Here is a 16,698-nt window from a genome sequence, read left to right on the forward strand (position 1 = left end):
GTGGGGACCCCTGGCAATGGTGATGTTCTTGTTCCTGGTCGTCGCGCTGGCCGTCGTGGTCGCCGCGGTGACACTCGCGGTGGTGGGCGGCGGGGAGAGCGGCCCGCTGCCCGAGGCGGCCCCGGAGCGGCTACGCGACCCGCTGCCGGCGGACCGCCCGGTGGGGCGCGCGGACGTGGAGAGCCTGCGTTTCCCGGTGGCCCCGCGCGGCTACCGCATGTCCGACGTCGACGACGCGCTCGGCCGTCTGGCCGCCGAGCTCGCCGAGCGGGACGCCCGCATCGCCGACCTGGAGTCCGCGCTGGCCGGGGCCCGGGCCGCCGTCGCGCACACCCGCCTGGACAAGCCGGGACCGGAGGAGCGGCGATGAGCGCCGGGGACGCCGTCGCCGGGCCGGACGGAGCCCTGCGCTGCCCGTGGGCCCTGTCCACCGACGACTACGTGTCGTACCACGACGAGGAGTGGGGCCGCCCGGTCCACGGCGACGACGCGCTCTTCGAACGGCTCAGCCTCGAGGCCTTCCAGTCGGGCCTGTCCTGGATCACGATCCTGCGCCGCCGCCCGGGGTTCCGCGCGGCCTTCGCCGGCTTCCGCATCGAGAAGGTCGCCGCGTTCACCGACACCGACCGTGAGCGCCTGCTGGCCGACCCCGGCATCATCCGCAACCGTGCCAAGGTCGACGCGACGATGGCCAACGCGCGCGTGCTCGCCGAATGGACGGAGGGCGAGCTGGACGCGCTGATCTGGTCCCACGCCCCGGAGCCGGCCGGCCGCCCCGCCCCGAGGACCCTCGCCGACGTCCCCGCGGTCACCCCGGAGTCGACGGCCCTGTCGAAGGCCCTGAAGAAGCGGGGCCTGAGATTCGTCGGCCCGACGACGGCGTACGCGCTCATGCAGGCCTGCGGGCTGGTGAACGACCACCTGGAGACGTGCGTGGCGCGGACGTCCGGCCCGTCCGGCGGCTGAGGACGGGCCGGCCCGGACCGTCAGCGGCCCAGGTACTTCGGCTTCTCCTTGTTCACGAACGCCTGCACGGCGATCGCGTGGTCCTCGGACGCCCCGGCACGCGTCTGGAGCTCGTCCTCCTTGTCCAGCGTCTCCGTCAGGGAGTGCGTCAGCCCGTAGGCCACCGCCTCCTTGATCGCCGCGTACGCCACCGTCGGCCCCTCGGCCAGCGCCCGCGCCGTCCGCTCCGCCTCCGCGCGCAGCTCGGCGGCGGGGACGACCCGGTTGGCGATGCCCAGCTCCAGCGCGTCCTGCGCACTGATGCTGCGCGGGAAGAGCAGCAGGTCGGCGGCGCGGCTCGGGCCGATCACCCGGGGCAGCGTCCAGGAGATGCCGGAGTCGGCGGTCAGGGCCACGCCCGCGAACGACGTGTTGAAGGACGCGGTGTCCGCCACGATGCGGTGGTCCGCGGCGAGCGCGAAACCGAAGCCGGCGCCGGCCGCGACGCCGTTGACCGCGGCGACCACCGGCTTGGGCGCTCCGGCGAGGGCCCGCACGATCGGGTTGTAGTGGTCCTTGACGGTGTTCATCGTGTGCCCGGTCCCGGCCTCCCGGTCGCTGACGAGCAGCCCGATGTGCTCCTTGAGGTCCTGCCCCACGCAGAAGGCCCGCTCCCCGGCCGCGGTTAGCAGGATCGCCCGTACGGCCGTGTCCCCGGCCGCGGATTCCGCCGCCTCCCGGAGAGCGGACTTGGTCGCGATGTTCAGCGCGTTCATCGCTTCGGGGCGGTTCAGCGTGATCGTCGCGAGTCCGTCGCTCACCTCGTAGAGCACGGTGTCGGCCATGGCGCATCCCCTCCGGTCGCGGCTGGTGACGTACCGCTCGGTACGCCCCTGTCTGAGGACAGCATGGCGGAGATCGGTGGCCGGGTGCCGGAGCGGACGTGTGACCTGTGTCAAAGAAAACCGGAGCGGAGTCGGCGGGTGAAGGTCCGTGCGGTGGCGCAGTATCGCAGCCACATCGCCGAATTGGGTGGTTTTGCTCGCGCGCGTTGCCCAAGCGATGCCGACTGATGTTGGTCATCGGGTCCTGCGATGCGGGATAATGGCTGGGAAGCAATGTGTTCGATGCCGGTGTCGCGTGTCCGCTCAGGGCCGCGGGGGCCCTGCCTGGGCCGGCGGTAGACGATGAGCTGGGTTTCAGGAAGGGGAACGAGCATGGCGGCCATGAAGCCGCGGACGGGTGATGGCCCGCTCGAGGTGACCAAGGAGGGGCGGGGCATCGTCATGCGCGTTCCGCTCGAAGGCGGCGGTCGACTCGTCGTCGAGCTGACCCCTGACGAGGCCGAGGCGCTCGGCGACGCCCTCAAGAAGGTCGTCGTCTGACGACCCAGCGCTCTTGACCTTCCGGCTGCCCCGGCATCGTACGCGGTGTCGGGGCAGCCGCGTCCCGCAAGCCCCGCGACGGGCGCGTCACCGCTTGACGGCGCAGAGCAGCCCGTCGCCCACCGGCAGCAGCGACGGGATCAGCTCCCCGCTCTCGCGCACCGCGCGCAGCAGTTCCCGCAGCCGCAGGACCTCCGTGGGCTGCGGTCCCGAGTCGACGGTACGGCCGTTGGCGAAGACCCCCTCGAAGACCACCAGGCCGCCGTGGCGCAGCAGACGCAACGATTCAGCGAGGTAGTCCAGGTACTCCAGCCGGTCCCCGTCGCAGAAGACCAGGTCGTAGCCGGCGTCCGCGAGCCGGGGCAGGACCTCCAGCGCGCGGCCGGGGATGAACCGGGCCCGGTTGCTGGCGAAGCCGCAGGCGCGGAAGGCCTGCCGGGCGAACTGCTGGTGCTCCGGCTCCGGGTCCACCGTGGTGAGCACCCCGTCCGGACGCATGCCGTGCAGCAGATGGATTCCGGACACCCCGCAGCCGGTGCCGATCTCGGCGACCGCCTTCGCGTCCACGGAGGCGGCGAGCAGTCGCAGCGCGGCGCCCGCGCCGGGCGACACCGAGCGCAGCCCTGCCTCGCGGGCCCGGTCGCGGGCCCAGCGCAGCGCTTCGTCCTCGGCGACAAAGGCGTCGGCGAACGCCCAGCTCGTCTGCCGGTTGGCGGTAATGACCCTCTCCCGTCCCCGTGGTTGCCTGGGCGTGACTGTATCCGTTGGCCTCGGGAACCCGCAGATGAGGCCGGACGTTTAGAGGGTTGAGCCGGTGGCCCGGGACGCGACGGGGGGTAAGAGGTGGATCAGGACGCCGAGCAACTGCTGACGCAGCCGTATGAGCCGTATCAGCGTGTATCAAATTCTCGTAAAACCGCTTATCCGGAGCTAACGGGCGAGGTGGCTATGGTAGGGGCTCCACTGGACACCACCAGAGCCGACAGGGGAGGTGCGGCTACGCCCGGGGACCGGGGTGGAGTGCTACGGCGCTTCCTCGGATCGGCGGGCAGGCCGAAATCCGTGACCGACACCGCTGCTGACAGCCGCGCCGCCGCCGCAGGCGACGCCCAGACCGCGACCTTCTCCACCGACGCGGACGGGCAGGCGTGGACTCCGCCCACGTGGGACGAGATCGTCAGTACGCACAGCGCCCGCGTCTACCGCCTGGCCTACCGTCTGACGGGCAATCAGCACGACGCCGAGGACCTCACGCAGGAGGTCTTCGTCCGTGTCTTCCGCTCCCTCTCGACCTACTCGCCGGGCACCTTCGAGGGCTGGCTGCACCGCATCACCACGAACCTCTTCCTGGACATGGTCCGGCGCAAGCAGCGCATCCGCTTCGACGCCCTCGGCGACGACGCGGCCGAGCGCCTGCCCAGCCGCGAGCCCACCCCGCAGCAGCTCTTCAACGACGCCCACTTCGACGCCGACGTCCAGCAGGCACTCGACACCCTGGCGCCGGAGTTCCGCGCCGCGGTCGTCCTGTGCGACATCGAGGGACTGTCGTACGAGGAGATCGCCGCGACCCTCGGCGTCAAGCTCGGCACGGTCCGCTCCCGCATCCACCGCGGACGCTCGCAGCTCCGCAAGGCCCTCGCGCACCGCTCCCCGGAGGCCCGCGCGGCCGAGCGGCGCTCCTTCATGGCCCGTGTCCCCGCTCTGGGGGGAGGGGGCGCGACCGCGTGAGTGGATCTCGACCCAAACCTGCGGAGGGACACCTCGCGGAGCAGCACCTGGGAGACCGGCTCTCCGCCCTGGTGGACGGAGAGCTCGGTCATGAGACGCGTGAGCGCGTCCTCGCGCACCTGGCCACCTGCGCCCGGTGCAGGGCGGAGGCGGACGCACAGCGCCGGCTGAAGAACGTGTTCGCGGAGGCGGCCCCGCCTCCGCTCTCGGAGAGTTTCCTGGCCCGGCTCCAGGGCCTTCCCGGAGGAGGTGACCTCGACGGCGGCGGCACGCCGCCGCCCGGGGGAGGACTCCTCGGCGGGGCCCCGGGCACCGGGACCCCGGGAGTCTTCGGAGTGAGCCGTGACGAGCGCTTCGCGTTCGGATACGTCCCGGCCCGCCCCGGCCACGCCACCACCGCCCCCGAGGAGCGGGGCTTCCGCATACATCCCGTCGGCCGCCCCGACGACGGCCGCTCCGCCTCGCGCGGGATGCGGTTCGCGGTCGCCGCGGCCGGTGCGGTCTCGCTGGCCGCGGTAGCCCTCGGCGGTGTGACCACCGCACTTCCCGGCGACCTGACCGGAGAGGCCCGCGGCACCGGCACCGGCAGCAACGTCGTGCCCGCCCGCTCGGCGGGCACGGGCACGGGTTCGGGAACAGGCGGTGGTGCCGGCGCGGCCACGCCCGACACCCAGCGCCGTCGTGCGGTCGGACCGCTGCTCGCCCCGGCCCCGGGCAGCGGGCAGCTCGGCCGGACGCCGACGGCGCCGACCGCCATGTCCGCCCCCTGGTGCCCGGAGTGGCCTCCCCGCCCGCCGGGCAGGCCCAGGGCGACCTGGTGCGCGGCCTGACCACGCCGGTGATGGCCGGTGCGGCGGCCGTGTCCCCGCTCATACGCCCGCTGGACGAGACGGTGGCCCTCCCGCTCACCGACTGGTCCACGATCCCCGGCGCCACCGGCACGGGTCTCCTGTCCGCCCCCGTCCCCGACACCGCCTCCGCTCCCTCGGTGTCTCCCGCCACACCTCCGCGAACCCCCTGACCGGCCACTGCGCCACGGCCCGCGAACCTGGTTGAATCCGGTGAGGGCCGCGCCCGCGGCGATGACCCGGGGGCGCAGTCGACTTTCCGCGGCCGCCGCGCGCGTGCGGTCGCGGCCAGCCGTGGGGAGAGCATGAACGAGGGGAACCGTGTCCCGCCGGAGCCGGATGCGGCGGGAGCGGCGGGGACGACGCCGGCCGGCTCGGAGCCGGTCCGTCCGGCGACCGCGCCCGAAGCCGTCGCCGGGGGCACCGGCGTGGTCCCGGCAACCGGGGACTTCGAACTGGCGCGTCCCGTGCCGGTCCCGGCGGACGCCGGTGCGCCCGCCGGCGAGACCGGTACCGGGGAGTCCGCCTGGTCGCCCGCCGCCGAGCGGCCCGGGCCGCTGCACGACCCCGACCCCTACAGCACCCCTCCGTACGGCGAGCCCGGCCCATGGGCCCCGGCACCGCCCGTGCAACACCCCTCGACCACCCCGGCACAGGGCACGACCGTCCTTCCGCCCGGCATGCCCACGGCGCCTGCGCCGGTGCCGGTCGCGCCCGAACCGGCGCCGGGTACGGCTGTCGTTCCGCCGGGTATGCCCGCGGCGATGCCCGTCGCTTCCGCGCCGGTGCCGGGGGGTCCGGAAACGGCTCACGACACCGCCGTCCCCGCACCCAGGGCCGCCGCTTTCGCGCCTGCGTCACCCGCTTCCGCGCCCGCGCCGCCCGCGGCCGCCTCCCTGGCGCCCGAGGTGGCACACGCCACGCCCGTGCCCGATCCCGGTGCCTCGGGGCCGGAGCCGGAGGGGCGGGGGCCCTGGGGGCGGTACGACCCCTGGGCCGTCGGTGCGGCCCCGGAGCAGCCGGCCGGGCCGTTGCAGCAGACCGGTGCCGCCGTGGCGACGGCCGGGCAGCGGCGCCGACGGGCCAGGCGGCTCGCGGTGGGGTGGACGCTGCTGGTCGCCTGTGTCTCCGCGGCCGTCGGCGGCGTCGCGGGCGCGTACGTCGAGCGCGAGGGACTGGGCGGCGAGGTGCACCTCCCGCAGGCCGGGAGCGTGCCCGCCGGACGCGCGCCGGACAGCGTGGCCGGCATCGCCTCCCGCGCCCTGCCCAGCGTCGTCACCCTGCACGTCACCGGCGCGGACGAGGCGGGCACCGGCACCGGCTTCGTGCTCGACGGCCAGGGCCACATCCTCACCAACAACCACGTCGTCGAGCCCGCCGGATCCGGCGGCGAGATATCGGTGACGTTCAGCACCGGAGACACCGTCAAGGCCAAGGTCGTCGGCCGGGACAGCGGCTACGACCTCGCCGTGGTCCAGGTGCACGGCGTGCACGGACTGACCCCGCTGCCCCTCGGCGACTCCGACGACGTCCGGGTCGGCGATCCCGTCGTCGCCATCGGCGCACCCTTCGACCTGGCCAACACCGTGACCTCCGGCATCATCAGCGCCAAGGAGCGGCCCATCACGGCCGGCGGCGAGAAGGGGGACGGCAGCGACGTCAGCTACGTCGACGCCCTGCAGACCGACGCGCCCATCAACCCGGGCAACTCCGGCGGTCCGCTGCTCGACTCCCGGGCCCGGGTCGTCGGCATCAACTCCGCCATCCGCTCCGCCGGCAGCGGCTCCGGTTCGGACGGGGGCCAGGCCGGCTCCATCGGGCTCGGCTTCGCCATCCCCGTGAACCAGGCCAGGCGGGTCGCCGAGGAACTGATCAACGACGGCCGGGCCACCCACCCGGTGATCGGCGTCACCCTCGACATGGGCTACACGGGTGACGGCGCCCGCATCGACGACAGGAGCGCGGGCGGCGGACCCGCCGTCATCAAGGGCGGCCCCGGTGAACGGGCGGGTCTCCAGGGCGGCGACGTCATCACCGAGGTCGGCCAGGAGCGCGTCCACAGCGCCGAGGAGCTGATCGTGAAGATCCGCGCCCACCGCCCCGGCGACCGGCTGCGCCTGACGGTCGAACGCGAAGGGACCGACCGGGAGGTCTCACTCGTGCTGGGCGCCTCGGAGCAGAACTGACAGAAGTCTCACCTCGGGACGGTACCGGTCGGACGGGAACGCCGGGTACCGTTGAGCGACCGAGGACATCGCAAGGAGCGTCAGGTGTTCAATGACATAGGACCACTCGAGCTGGTGACGATCGTCGTGCTCGCCGTGCTCGTCTTCGGTCCGGACAAGCTCCCGAAGGTCATCCAGGACGTCACGCGCACGATCCGGAAGATCCGCGAGTTCTCGGAGAGCGCCAAGGACGACATCCGCACCGAACTGGGCCCGGAATTCAAGAACTTCGAGTTCGAGGACCTCAACCCCAAGACGTTCATCCGCAAGCAGCTGGACAACGAGGACCTGGGGCTGAAGGAGATCCGCAACGGCTTCGACCTGAAGAAGGAGATGGCCGAGGTCACGGACGCCGTCAACAGCCGGGACAACGGGTCCGCGGGCTCTTCCGCGGCCCCTTCCTCCTCGGGCGGGCGTATCGACATGGCCAAGAAGCCCGAGGAACCCGGCGAGGACCACCGGCCGCCCTTCGACGCGGACGCCACCTAGGGGTCTGGATCAGCCCGGGCCCTGATCCAGACGAAACCCCCTGGCCCCGCCTCCTACCGCCCTTCCGCGCCCGCGTGCCGACACGCGGGCGCCGGTGTATCCCGCGCACGTGACGCGTTTCATAGCGCGCACCCGTCGCACACGGCCTGATCAGGCCGTTCGCCCGACCCGCGCCTCCAGCGGCTGCCCTGCGGCCCGCACAGGTGTGGATATGCTGCCGAGTTGTTGTGCGGACCGGACGCGTACGCCCGAAGGGGGGCGGGCCACGCCGGTCCGACGAGAGCGAGGAGGCGTCCGGGCAGATGGAGACGACGAGTCGGGTGGGCGCGCAGCCGCCGGCCGCGGAGGGCGGACAGCAGCTCCCCTCCGCCCGGCGTACGGTCGACGGTTACCTGCTGGCGCCCTTCCCGTGGTACGGCCTCGACGAGGCGTTCACCGGGCCGCGCTGGCTGATGCAGGTGGGTACGGCGGCCGACGGCGCCGTGGAGCACGGTTCGATCGGGCACGGTGACGAGCCCTCGGTGCGGGGCGAGGCCCTCGCGGCCGGTGAGAGCCGGGAGAAGTTCGCCGTCGTGGTCACCGTCGCCGAGCACCCCTCCCGCAGGAGCGCGGACGGCACGGGGCTGCTGGAGGCGACCTCGGTGTCCTCGGCGGCCTGGCTCGCCGGGGTGGGACTGCTGTCCTTCACCTGGCCCGGGCAGATGGACCACACCCTGCGCGACGACTGGCTGGACCAGCAGACCGAGACCGCCTGGGCGCTGGCCGACGATCTGGACGGCTCCGAGTGGTCCACGCTCTCGCTGCCGGTGGACGGGGTGGCGGTGCCGTTCCACTACCGGGAGTCGGAGTTCGGCTGGGTGCTCGCCGGGACCACCGGGTCGGGCGTGCACCTGGGGGCGTACGGGCGGGGGATGAGCGCGTACGGGCTCGGCTTCGCCGTCGTGAAGGACGTCGCCGCCTACGCATGACGAAGGGGGCGCCGGCGGTTCGCGGCGCCCCCTTCGCCGTACGGCGTTCGCGTGCGGTGCCTCAGAACTTGTTCTTCGGCGTGAGCCCGAGGGACAGCCCCGACAGGCCGCGCTGACGGCCCCCCAGCTTTCCGGCGATCGCGCGCAGCGCCGAACCCGCCGGGGAGTCCGGGTCGGTGAGCACGACCGGCTTGCCCTCGTCGCCGCCCTCGCGGAGGCGGACGTCGATCGGGATGCTGCCGAGGACCGGGACCGTCGCACCCGTGGTGCGGGTCAGGCCGTCGGCCACCGTCTGGCCGCCGCCGGTGCCGAAGACGTCGACCATCTCGCCGCAGTGCGGGCAGGGCAGGCCGGACATGTTCTCGACCACGCCGACGATCTTCTGGTGGGTCTGCACGGCGATGGAGCCGGCCCGCTCGGCCACCTCGGCCGCCGCCTGCTGAGGCGTCGTCACGACCAGGATCTCGGCGTTCGGGACCAGCTGGGCGACCGAGATCGCGATGTCACCGGTGCCCGGCGGCAGGTCCAGCAGCAGGACGTCCAGGTCGCCCCAGTACACGTCGGCGAGGAACTGCTGGAGCGCGCGGTGCAGCATCGGGCCGCGCCAGACCACCGGGGCGTTGCCCGGGGTGAACATGCCGATGGAGATGACCTTCACGCCGTTCGCCGACGGCGGCATGATCATGTTCTCGACCTGGGTGGGCCGGCCGTCCGCGCCCAGCATGCGCGGCACCGAGTGGCCGTAGATGTCGGCGTCGACGACACCGACCTTCAGCCCGTCGGCCGCCATCGCCGCCGCCAGGTTCACGGTCACCGAGGACTTGCCGACACCGCCCTTGCCGGAGGCGACCGCGTAGACGCGGGTGAGGCTGCCCGGCTTGGCGAAGGGCACCTCGCGCTCGGCCTGGCCGCCGCGCAGGGCGGCCGCCAGCTCCTTGCGCTGCTCGTCGCTCATCACGTCGAGGGTGACGTCGACCCGGGTGACGCCCTCGAGGCGGGAGACCGCCTCCGTGACGCGCTGGGTGATGGTGTCGCGCATGGGGCAGCCGGAGACCGTCAGGTACACGGTGACCGCGACCGCTCCGTCCGCGCCGATCTCCACCGATTTGACCATCCCGAGTTCGGTGATGGGTCGGTTGATCTCGGGGTCGTTCACCGTCGCCAGTGCCTCGCGCACCGCGTCTTCCGTAGCCATAAGGACGATGGTACGGCGCCCCGAGGGCACTGCGGGTAGCCCTTCAGCGGTCGTCTGCGTCACGTCCCGGCGACCGTTCTGCCCGCTCTGCCGGGAATACGACATGCCCGTCGTGCCGCCTTCGTTCCTCCAGCTCCTTGACCACGTCCTGGAGCTCCGAGCGGATCCAGTCGCGGGTGGCCACCTCGCCGAGCCCCATCCGCAGCGCCGCCACCTCCCTGGTCAGGTACTCGGTGTCGGCGATGGACCGCTCGTTCTGCTTGCGGTCCTGCTCCAGGTTGACCCGGTCGCGGTCGTCCTGCCGGTTCTGGGCGAGCAGGATCAGCGGGGCCGCGTAGGAGGCCTGCAGGGACAGCATCAGCGTCAGGAAGATGAACGGGTACGGGTCGAAGCGCAGGTGCCCCGGCGCGGCGATGTTCCACACCACCCAGGCGATGATGACGACCGTCATCCAGACGATGAAGCGTCCCGTGCCCAGGAAGCGGGCGATCCGCTCCGACAGGCGGCCGAAGGCCTCCGGGTCCCATTCGGGCAGGAACCGGCGCCGGGGCGGACGCGGCTGGTCCAGCCGCGGCGCCCGGGGCCGGGGCGCGGCCGTGGCACCCGCCGGGCTGCGCTCGCGCGTCGCGCTGTCGCGCTCAGGAGCCATGAGCGGCGGCCCCCTCTCCCTCGTCCAGGTGGAACTCCGTCTCCCGCCAGTCGTCGGGCAGCATGTGGTCGAGCACGTCGTCCACGGTGACCGCGCCGAGCAGCGACCCGGACTCGTCCACCACGGGCGCGGCCACCATGTCGTACGTGGCGAAGAACCCGGCGATGATCGGCAGGGTGGCGTCGGGGGCGAGCGGCTGCAGATCGTCGTCCACGAGCGAGCTGACCAGCGTGTACGGGGGGTCGCGCAGCAGCCGCTGGAAGTGCACGGTCCCCAGGTACTTGCCGGTCGGCGTCTCGTCGGGCGGGCGGCACACGTAGACCTGGGCGGCGAGGGCCGGGGAGAGGTCCTGGTTGCGGACCCGGGCGAGCGCGTCGGCGACCGTGGCGTCCGGGCGCAGCACGATCGGCTCCGTCGTCATCAGACCGCCCGCGGTGTGCTCCTCGTACGACATCAGGCGCCGCATGTCGGCCGCGTCGGCGGGCTGCATCAGACTCAGCAGCCGCTCCTTGTCCTCCTCGGGCAGCTCGGAGAGCAGGTCGGCCGCGTCGTCGGGGTCCATCGCCTCCAGGACGTCCGCCGCGCGCTCCTCCTTCAGCTTGCCGAGGATCTCGATCTGGTCGTCCTCGGGGAGCTCCTCCAGCACGTCGGCGAGCCGGTCGTCGTCGAGGGCGGCGGCGACCTCGGCGCGCCGCTTGGGCGACAGGTGGTGCAGGACGTTGGCCAGGTCGGCGGGGCGCAGCTGCTCGAAGGTGGCGAGCAGGCTCTCCGCGCCCTGCCCGTGCTCCTCCAGGGAGAACCCGGTGACGGCCGACCACTCCACGGTGAGCGTCTCGCCCTTGGCGCGGCGGAAGGCGCCGCCCTTCCTGCCCTTGCGGACGAAGACGCGGTCGACCTCCCAGTCGCGGCGCGCGGGCAGCTGCTGCACGGACACGTCGAGGACGGTGACCTCCTCGCCGGTCTCCACCAGGGTCACGCGCCGGTCCAGCAGCTCGCCGAAGACCAGCCGCTCGGTGGGCCGCTGCTCGAAGCGGCGGACGTTGACCACGCCGGTGGTGATGACCTGGCCGGACTCGATACCGGTCACCCGGGTCATCGGCAGGAAGATACGGCGCCGGGTGGACAGCTCGACGACCAGTCCGAGGATCCGCGGGGGCCGCCGGCCGACGCGCAGCATGACGACCAGATCGCGCACGCGGCCCACCTGGTCGCCGGCCGGATCGAAGACGGGGACCCCGGCGATGTGCGAGACGAAGATCCGGGGGGCGCCGGCTGCCATGGCTCTGCTTCCTTTGCCTGGGAATCGCTGGGGGAGTGCTGGTGGTCGATGCGTGGGAATTGCTCGGATTTGCCCGCTCGGGTGCGCTTCAGGCTAGCCCGTACCGGTCGGGTACGCCCTGGTGTGCGGTCCGGACGGACTGGCTCCGCCGGGCGGCCGGGGCACCGGTACGCTGCGGTACGCCGCTCAGGAACCGTCAGAAAGGCAGCGCCATCTGTGACTGCGACTCCCCGGGGCCGTGCCCGCCGGACCGTGCTGGCGACCGCGACCTGCGCACTCGCCGTGACGGGAGCGATGGTGCTGTCCGGGTGCGGCGGCGGTGACGACCCGGACGCGGGGACGAACGGCGTGGGCAAGCTGCCCGCCGCGAAGATCCAGGCGAAGACCCGGGCGGCGGCGGACGCGGCACCGGCGGTCCGCCTGTCCGGGACCGTGGTCACCAGCGGGCGCACGTACCGGCTGGACATGCGGCTGAAGGCCGGCGGCGGCACCGGGTCGGTGACCGCGCAGGGCGCCACCTTCAAGCTGCTGCGCGTGGGCGAGCAGCTGTATCTGAAGGCCGACGCCGACTTCTGGCACCACGCCGACGCCGACGGCGCCACCGGAAAGCTGGACGGCAAGTACGTGAAGGTCCCGCAGGGGGACCCCGCGTACAAGAAGTTCAGCGGCTTCACGGACAAGGCTGTCCTCCTCGACGGTCTGCTGACGCTGCACGGCGCGCTGGCCACGGACGGCCACCACACCGATCAGTCGGGTACCCCGACCATCCGGGTCACCGGCGACAAGGGTTCCGGCGGCACGCTGGACGTCTCCCTGGAGGGCAGGCCGTATCCGCTCCGCCTGGTGCGGGCGGGCGACGCGGGCACCCTCCGGTTCTCCGACTGGGGCAAGGACTTCGAGGTCACGAAGCCGGCCAAGTCCGAGACCGTGGACTACGGCAGGCAGCTTCCGACGTCCTAGCGGTACGGCCGGACCGGCCGGGCGTCACTTCTTCCGGCGCCGGGCGAGGAGCTTGGGCAGCCCCGCGGGCATCGGCATCCGCGTCGTCGCAGGTGACGGCACGGGACGTTCCGCCAGGCTGCCGTCGGGCAGCGGCTCCACGAGCCCCGACGGCACCAGGCGCAGCACCCGGCACTCGCGGGCCCAGCGGCCCGGCATCTCCTCGCCGTCGGGCGCGTTCAGGCGTTTGCCCTTCAGCTCGGCGACGGCCGCCTCCCACTCCTCGGAGCCGGGGGCGAGTTCGGAGACGGTCGCCGGGAACGTCGCCAGCCGGCCGCCCTTGTCCTTGCTGCGGACGGTCAGCTCGGCCGAGCCGCCGTCCACGAGCGCGGGCAGCGGCTGCTCACCGGGACCGTCGCCGATCACGCACACCGCGCCCTCGTGCCACACGTGCCACAGCGCACGCGCGGCCGGGGCACCGGCGCCCCGGACCCAGATGAGGCCGGACTTCTTGGAGGCCTCCTCGATGAGGGCCCGGTCGAGCAGCTCGCTTGTCATGCGCCCAGCCTATCCAGGCCCGCTCACAGCCAGCCGTTGCGCTTGAGCGTGCGGTGGATGCCCAGACACAGGACGACCGTGATGCCCATGATCACCGGGTAGCCGTACCGCCAGTGCAGCTCGGGCATGTGCTCGAAGTTCATGCCGTACACCCCGCAGACCATCGTCGGTACGGCGATGATCGCGGCCCACGCGGTGATCTTGCGCATGTCCTCGTTCTGCGCGACGGACGCCTGCGCCAGGTTGGCCTGGAGGATGGAGTTGAGCAGTTCGTCGAAGCCCAGCACCTGCTCCTGGACCCGGGCCAGGTGGTCGGCGACGTCCCGGAAGTACTTCTGGATGTCGGGGTCGATCAGCCGCATCGGACGCTCGCTCAGCAGCTGCATGGGCCGCAGCAGCGGCGCCACCGCCCGCTTGAACTCCAGCACCTCGCGCTTGAGTTGGTAGATCCGCGCCGAGTCCACACCGCGCGAGACACCGCCCCTGCGGCCCGGCGAGAAGACCTCGGTCTCCACCTCGTCGATGTCGTCCTGCACGGCGTCCGCGACCGCGATGTAGCCGTCGACGACGTGGTCGGCGATGGCGTGCAGGACGGCGGAGGGGCCCTTCGCGAGCAGTTCGAGGTCGTCCTGGAGACGGTGCCGCAGCGCCCTGAGCGAGCCCTGGCCGCCGTGCCGGACGGTGATGAAGAAGTCCCGGCCGGTGAAGCACATGACCTCGCCGGTCTCGACGACCTCGCTGTTGGCCGTGAGCCGGTCGTGCTCGACGTAGTGGATGGTCTTGAAGACCGTGAACAGCGAGTCGTCGTAGCGCTCCAGCTTCGGCCGCTGGTGCGCCTGCACCGCGTCCTCGACGGCCAGCGGGTGCAGCCCGAACTCGCTCGCGATACCGGAGAATTCGCCCTCGGTCGGCTCGTGCAGCCCGATCCAGACGAAGCCGCCGTCACGGCGCACCTGCCGCATCGCCTCCTGCGGGGTCAGCGGCTTGTCGCTCGCCACGCGGGCACCGTCGCGGTAGACGGCGCAGTCCACGACCGCCGAGGGCGTGCCGGGATCGCGGGTGGTGTCGTAGGAGGCGCCGGCGTCCTTGCGCAGGGAGACACGGGAGGACGGGCGGACCACGGCACGCAGGTCGCGAATCATCGACATGGGCAGGCTCCTTCGCGGGCGGGCAGCGACAGTGCGCGCGGCGACGGGTGGAACTACCCGGAATGGGGACGTCCTGACTGCGCATGTTTGGCACGTCCGCAAAGCGGGGAGCACCGCACCGTCGCGGTGGCGACTTCGCTACTGATGCAGAACTGATTCAGATCGGGCGGATCAGGCGATCAGACGGATCAGGCAAAGCGAGACGAAGTGCTCTTCCGAACGGTGACGCGCACGGGAAGGCGGCAGCCGGGAACCAGCCAGGATTTACATCAAAGGCAGGAAGAGCGAGTGGTACTGCACGGTCGACTTCGATCCATGACAGCCCCACCTCCTCCGGCCGGTCCCTCGTAAGGGAGTCTCATCGGCGTCGGGACTCGATAGCGACGCTTCTGCGTGCTGCCCCGAACCACCGGCTCAGAGTACCAGCCGCCCATACTGTCAAGGCGCCGCTTTGCCCGCAGCTGACGAGTTCTATGCTCACCGCATGGTTGATGTTCTTCCTCTGGTCGAGGCACGGTTGAACACCGCGCTGGGCGAACCGGACGCGCGCGCCGCGGTCACCTTCCTCGGCACGGACCGCATCGAGGTGCTCCGGTTCCAGGAGGGGGACGTCCTCCGCTACGCCACCCTCGGCATGTCCGCGCACCCCATGGCGGACCCCACGGCGATGCTCGCCGACCCGGTCAAGGGTCCCCGCGCCGAGCTGGTCCTGTCCGTCCGCGCGGGCGTCGCCGACACCGACCCGGTCCTGCGTCCGCTCGCCGTCCTCGCCGCGTCCCCGCAGGTGGAGGGTCTGGTGGTGACTCCCGGCGCCTCCCTGGACGTCGGCGAGCCGCTGTGGCCCGGCGCCCCGTTCACCTCGGTCCTGGTGGGCGAGCCCGGCGGTCTGGTCGAGGATCTGGACCTCGACGATCCGCTGGACCCCGTACGGTTCCTGCCGCTGCTGCCGATGACCCCCAACGAGGCCGCCTGGAAGCGGGTTCACGGCGCCCAGGCCCTCCAGGAGCGCTGGCTCGCGAACGGGACGGACCTGAGGGACCCCGCCCGCAGGTCCGTCCCGCTGGACTGAGCCGGAGTGAGCAAGCTCACCAAAGCCTGCTCCCCGGCGGTCAGTTGGCGAAGACGCCGACCCCGTCCTGCGAGGCGTGCCGCGGTGCCTGCTCCGCGGCCTCCAGGGTGAGGGCCCGGCGCCGGACGAGGACCACGACCGCGCCGAGAGCCGCCGTCACCGCCGCGACGACGAACGGCATGTGGACGTCCGTCCACTCCTCGATCTTCGGCGCGAACCAGGGTGCGGCGGCCGCCGCGAACCAGCGGACGAAGTTGTAGCCCGCGCTCGCCACCGGGCGCGGGGCGTCCGACACGCCGAGGGCGAGTTCGGTGTAGACGGTGTTGTTCACGCCGATGAACGCGCCGGACAGGACCGTGCAGACGACGGCCGTGGTGTGGTCGCCGTAGCCGAGCACGAGGACGTCCGCCGCGAGCAGCACCAGCGAGCCGCCGAGCACCTTCAGCGAGCCGAACCGCTCCTGCATGCGCGGGGCCACGATCACCGAGAAGACGGCGAGCAGCAGGCCCCAGGCGAAGAACACCGCGCCCGAGCGGTACGGGGACATGTCCAGCACGAACGGCGTGAAGGCCAGCACGGTGAAGAACGTGTAGTTGTAGAAGAACGCCGACACCGCCGCCGAGGCCAGGCCGCCGTGGCCGAGCGCCTTGAGGGGATCCAGCAGCGAGGTCCTGCGGGCCGGCTTCGGCTGCTCCTTCAGGAACGCCGTGATGCACAGGAAGCCGATCGCCATCAGCGTGGCCGTGCCGAAGAAGGGGTAGCGCCAGCTGATGTTGCCGAGGACCGCGCCGAGCAGGGGGCCGCAGGCCATGCCGAGGCCCAGGGCGGACTCGTAGAGCAGGATGGCCGCGGCGCTGCCGCCCGCCGCCGCGCCGACGATCACCGCGAGGGCGGTCGAGACGAACAGCGCGTTGCCGAGGCCCCAGCCAGCCCGGAAGCCGACGAGCCGGCCGACCGAGCCGGAGGTGCCGGCCAGGCCCGCGAAGACGACCACGAAGGCGAGCCCCAGCAGCAGGGTCCTGCGGCCGCCGACGCGGCTGGAGACGAAGCCGGTCAGCAGCATCGCGATCGCGGTGATCAGGAAGTACGAGGTGAAGAGGAGGGACACCTGCCCGGCGGTGGCGTCGAGGCCCCGCGCGATGGACGGCAGGATCGGGTCGACCAGGCCGATGCCCATGAAGGCGACGACGGAGGCGCCGGCCGTGGCCCAGACGGCCTTGGGCTGTCGCAGGATGCTCCCGGCTCCCGCGTCGAGGGGGTCCATGTGCTTCTC

17 protein-coding genes and 1 pseudogene are annotated in these 16,698 nt (G+C 72.5%); 10 read left to right on the plus strand and 8 right to left on the minus strand.

Annotated elements, in window-relative coordinates; all coding sequences use genetic code 11:
• The first annotated feature begins 16 nt into the window (after positions 1-16).
• Both N8I86_RS24730 and N8I86_RS24735 read left to right on the plus strand, forming a co-directional pair.
• The gene (locus tag N8I86_RS24730; protein WP_073889265.1) at positions 17-370 is read left to right on the plus strand and encodes a DivIVA domain-containing protein; all 354 of its coding nucleotides are present in this window, start codon (positions 17-19) and stop codon (positions 368-370) included.
• Positions 367-966: a DNA-3-methyladenine glycosylase I gene (locus N8I86_RS24735; protein ID WP_263278745.1), complete on the plus strand. Its 600-nt coding sequence runs from the start codon at positions 367-369 to the stop codon at positions 964-966. The genes N8I86_RS24730 and N8I86_RS24735 overlap by 4 nt, the downstream gene beginning before the upstream one ends.
• A gap of 20 nt (positions 967-986) precedes the next feature.
• Here N8I86_RS24735 and chcB read toward each other — a convergent pair whose 3' ends face one another.
• A complete protein-coding gene (gene chcB / locus N8I86_RS24740; protein WP_073889268.1) occupies positions 987-1,790 on the minus strand; it encodes a 2-cyclohexenylcarbonyl CoA isomerase in 804 nt (267 codons plus the stop codon).
• A gap of 372 nt (positions 1,791-2,162) precedes the next feature.
• Between chcB and N8I86_RS24745 the strand changes: the two genes are divergently transcribed.
• The gene (locus tag N8I86_RS24745; RefSeq protein ID WP_018544333.1) at positions 2,163-2,330 is read left to right on the plus strand and encodes a DUF3117 domain-containing protein; all 168 of its coding nucleotides are present in this window, start codon (positions 2,163-2,165) and stop codon (positions 2,328-2,330) included.
• 87 nt (positions 2,331-2,417) lie between these two features.
• On the opposite strand, the gene N8I86_RS24750 is transcribed toward N8I86_RS24745, so the two are convergent.
• The gene (locus tag N8I86_RS24750; protein ID WP_073889271.1) at positions 2,418-3,116 is read right to left on the minus strand and encodes an O-methyltransferase; all 699 of its coding nucleotides are present in this window, start codon (positions 3,114-3,116) and stop codon (positions 2,418-2,420) included.
• A gap of 234 nt (positions 3,117-3,350) precedes the next feature.
• On the opposite strand from N8I86_RS24750, the gene sigE reads away from it, so the two are divergent.
• From sigE to N8I86_RS24775, 5 genes and pseudogenes are all read left to right on the plus strand, one after another.
• Entirely contained in the window at positions 3,351-4,058 is a 708-nt protein-coding gene (gene sigE / locus N8I86_RS24755; protein ID WP_073889272.1) for an RNA polymerase sigma factor SigE, read from the plus strand.
• Positions 4,055-5,079, plus strand: a pseudogene (locus N8I86_RS24760) (anti-sigma factor family protein). Before sigE ends, N8I86_RS24760 begins: the two are co-directional and overlap by 4 nt.
• Before the next feature lie 132 nt (positions 5,080-5,211).
• Positions 5,212-7,092, plus strand: coding sequence for a trypsin-like peptidase domain-containing protein (locus N8I86_RS24765; protein ID WP_263278746.1), 1,881 nt, complete (start codon positions 5,212-5,214; stop codon positions 7,090-7,092).
• 84 nt (positions 7,093-7,176) lie between these two features.
• The gene (locus N8I86_RS24770) at positions 7,177-7,620 is read left to right on the plus strand and encodes a sec-independent translocase (protein ID WP_073889274.1); all 444 of its coding nucleotides are present in this window, start codon (positions 7,177-7,179) and stop codon (positions 7,618-7,620) included.
• A gap of 302 nt (positions 7,621-7,922) precedes the next feature.
• Complete coding sequence (locus N8I86_RS24775) at positions 7,923-8,588, plus strand: hypothetical protein (RefSeq protein WP_073889275.1); 666 nt, start codon at positions 7,923-7,925, stop codon at positions 8,586-8,588.
• A gap of 61 nt (positions 8,589-8,649) precedes the next feature.
• Here N8I86_RS24775 and N8I86_RS24780 read toward each other — a convergent pair whose 3' ends face one another.
• From N8I86_RS24780 to N8I86_RS24790, 3 genes are read right to left on the minus strand one after another with little or no spacing between them, the layout of a single operon-like run.
• Positions 8,650-9,783, minus strand: coding sequence for an Mrp/NBP35 family ATP-binding protein (locus tag N8I86_RS24780; protein ID WP_073889277.1), 1,134 nt, complete (start codon positions 9,781-9,783; stop codon positions 8,650-8,652).
• A 43-nt stretch (positions 9,784-9,826) separates the two neighbouring features.
• On the minus strand, positions 9,827-10,432 hold the full coding sequence (locus tag N8I86_RS24785; RefSeq protein ID WP_073889278.1) for a DUF1003 domain-containing protein: 606 nt from the start codon (positions 10,430-10,432) through the stop codon (positions 9,827-9,829).
• Positions 10,422-11,711 (minus strand): magnesium transporter MgtE N-terminal domain-containing protein, encoded by a 1,290-nt coding sequence (locus N8I86_RS24790; RefSeq protein ID WP_073889279.1) that lies wholly within the window; start codon positions 11,709-11,711, stop codon positions 10,422-10,424. Before N8I86_RS24790 ends, N8I86_RS24785 begins: the two co-directional genes overlap by 11 nt.
• Before the next feature lie 216 nt (positions 11,712-11,927).
• Here N8I86_RS24790 and N8I86_RS24795 point away from each other — a divergent pair, with 216 nt between their 5' ends.
• Positions 11,928-12,671, plus strand: coding sequence for a hypothetical protein (locus N8I86_RS24795; RefSeq protein ID WP_263278747.1), 744 nt, complete (start codon positions 11,928-11,930; stop codon positions 12,669-12,671).
• A 24-nt stretch (positions 12,672-12,695) separates the two neighbouring features.
• On the opposite strand, the gene N8I86_RS24800 is transcribed toward N8I86_RS24795, so the two are convergent.
• On the minus strand, positions 12,696-13,208 hold the full coding sequence (locus N8I86_RS24800) for a hypothetical protein (protein WP_073889282.1): 513 nt from the start codon (positions 13,206-13,208) through the stop codon (positions 12,696-12,698).
• A gap of 23 nt (positions 13,209-13,231) precedes the next feature.
• Positions 13,232-14,356 carry a magnesium and cobalt transport protein CorA gene (locus N8I86_RS24805; protein WP_073889284.1) on the minus strand — a complete coding sequence of 375 codons (1,125 nt, stop codon included), beginning with the start codon at positions 14,354-14,356 and terminating at the stop codon, positions 13,232-13,234.
• A 484-nt stretch (positions 14,357-14,840) separates the two neighbouring features.
• Between N8I86_RS24805 and N8I86_RS24810 the strand changes: the two genes are divergently transcribed.
• Positions 14,841-15,425: a suppressor of fused domain protein gene (locus tag N8I86_RS24810; RefSeq protein WP_073889285.1), complete on the plus strand. Its 585-nt coding sequence runs from the start codon at positions 14,841-14,843 to the stop codon at positions 15,423-15,425.
• Positions 15,426-15,465: 40 nt separating this feature from the next.
• Here the strand turns inward: N8I86_RS24810 and N8I86_RS24815 are convergent, their stop codons facing one another.
• Positions 15,466-16,689 (minus strand): MFS transporter, encoded by a 1,224-nt coding sequence (locus N8I86_RS24815; RefSeq protein WP_073889287.1) that lies wholly within the window; start codon positions 16,687-16,689, stop codon positions 15,466-15,468.
• Positions 16,690-16,698: the final 9 nt, after the last annotated feature.

This window comes from Streptomyces albidicamelliae (assembly GCF_025642175.1).
Lineage (GTDB): Bacteria > Actinomycetota > Actinomycetes > Streptomycetales > Streptomycetaceae > Streptomyces > Streptomyces albidocamelliae.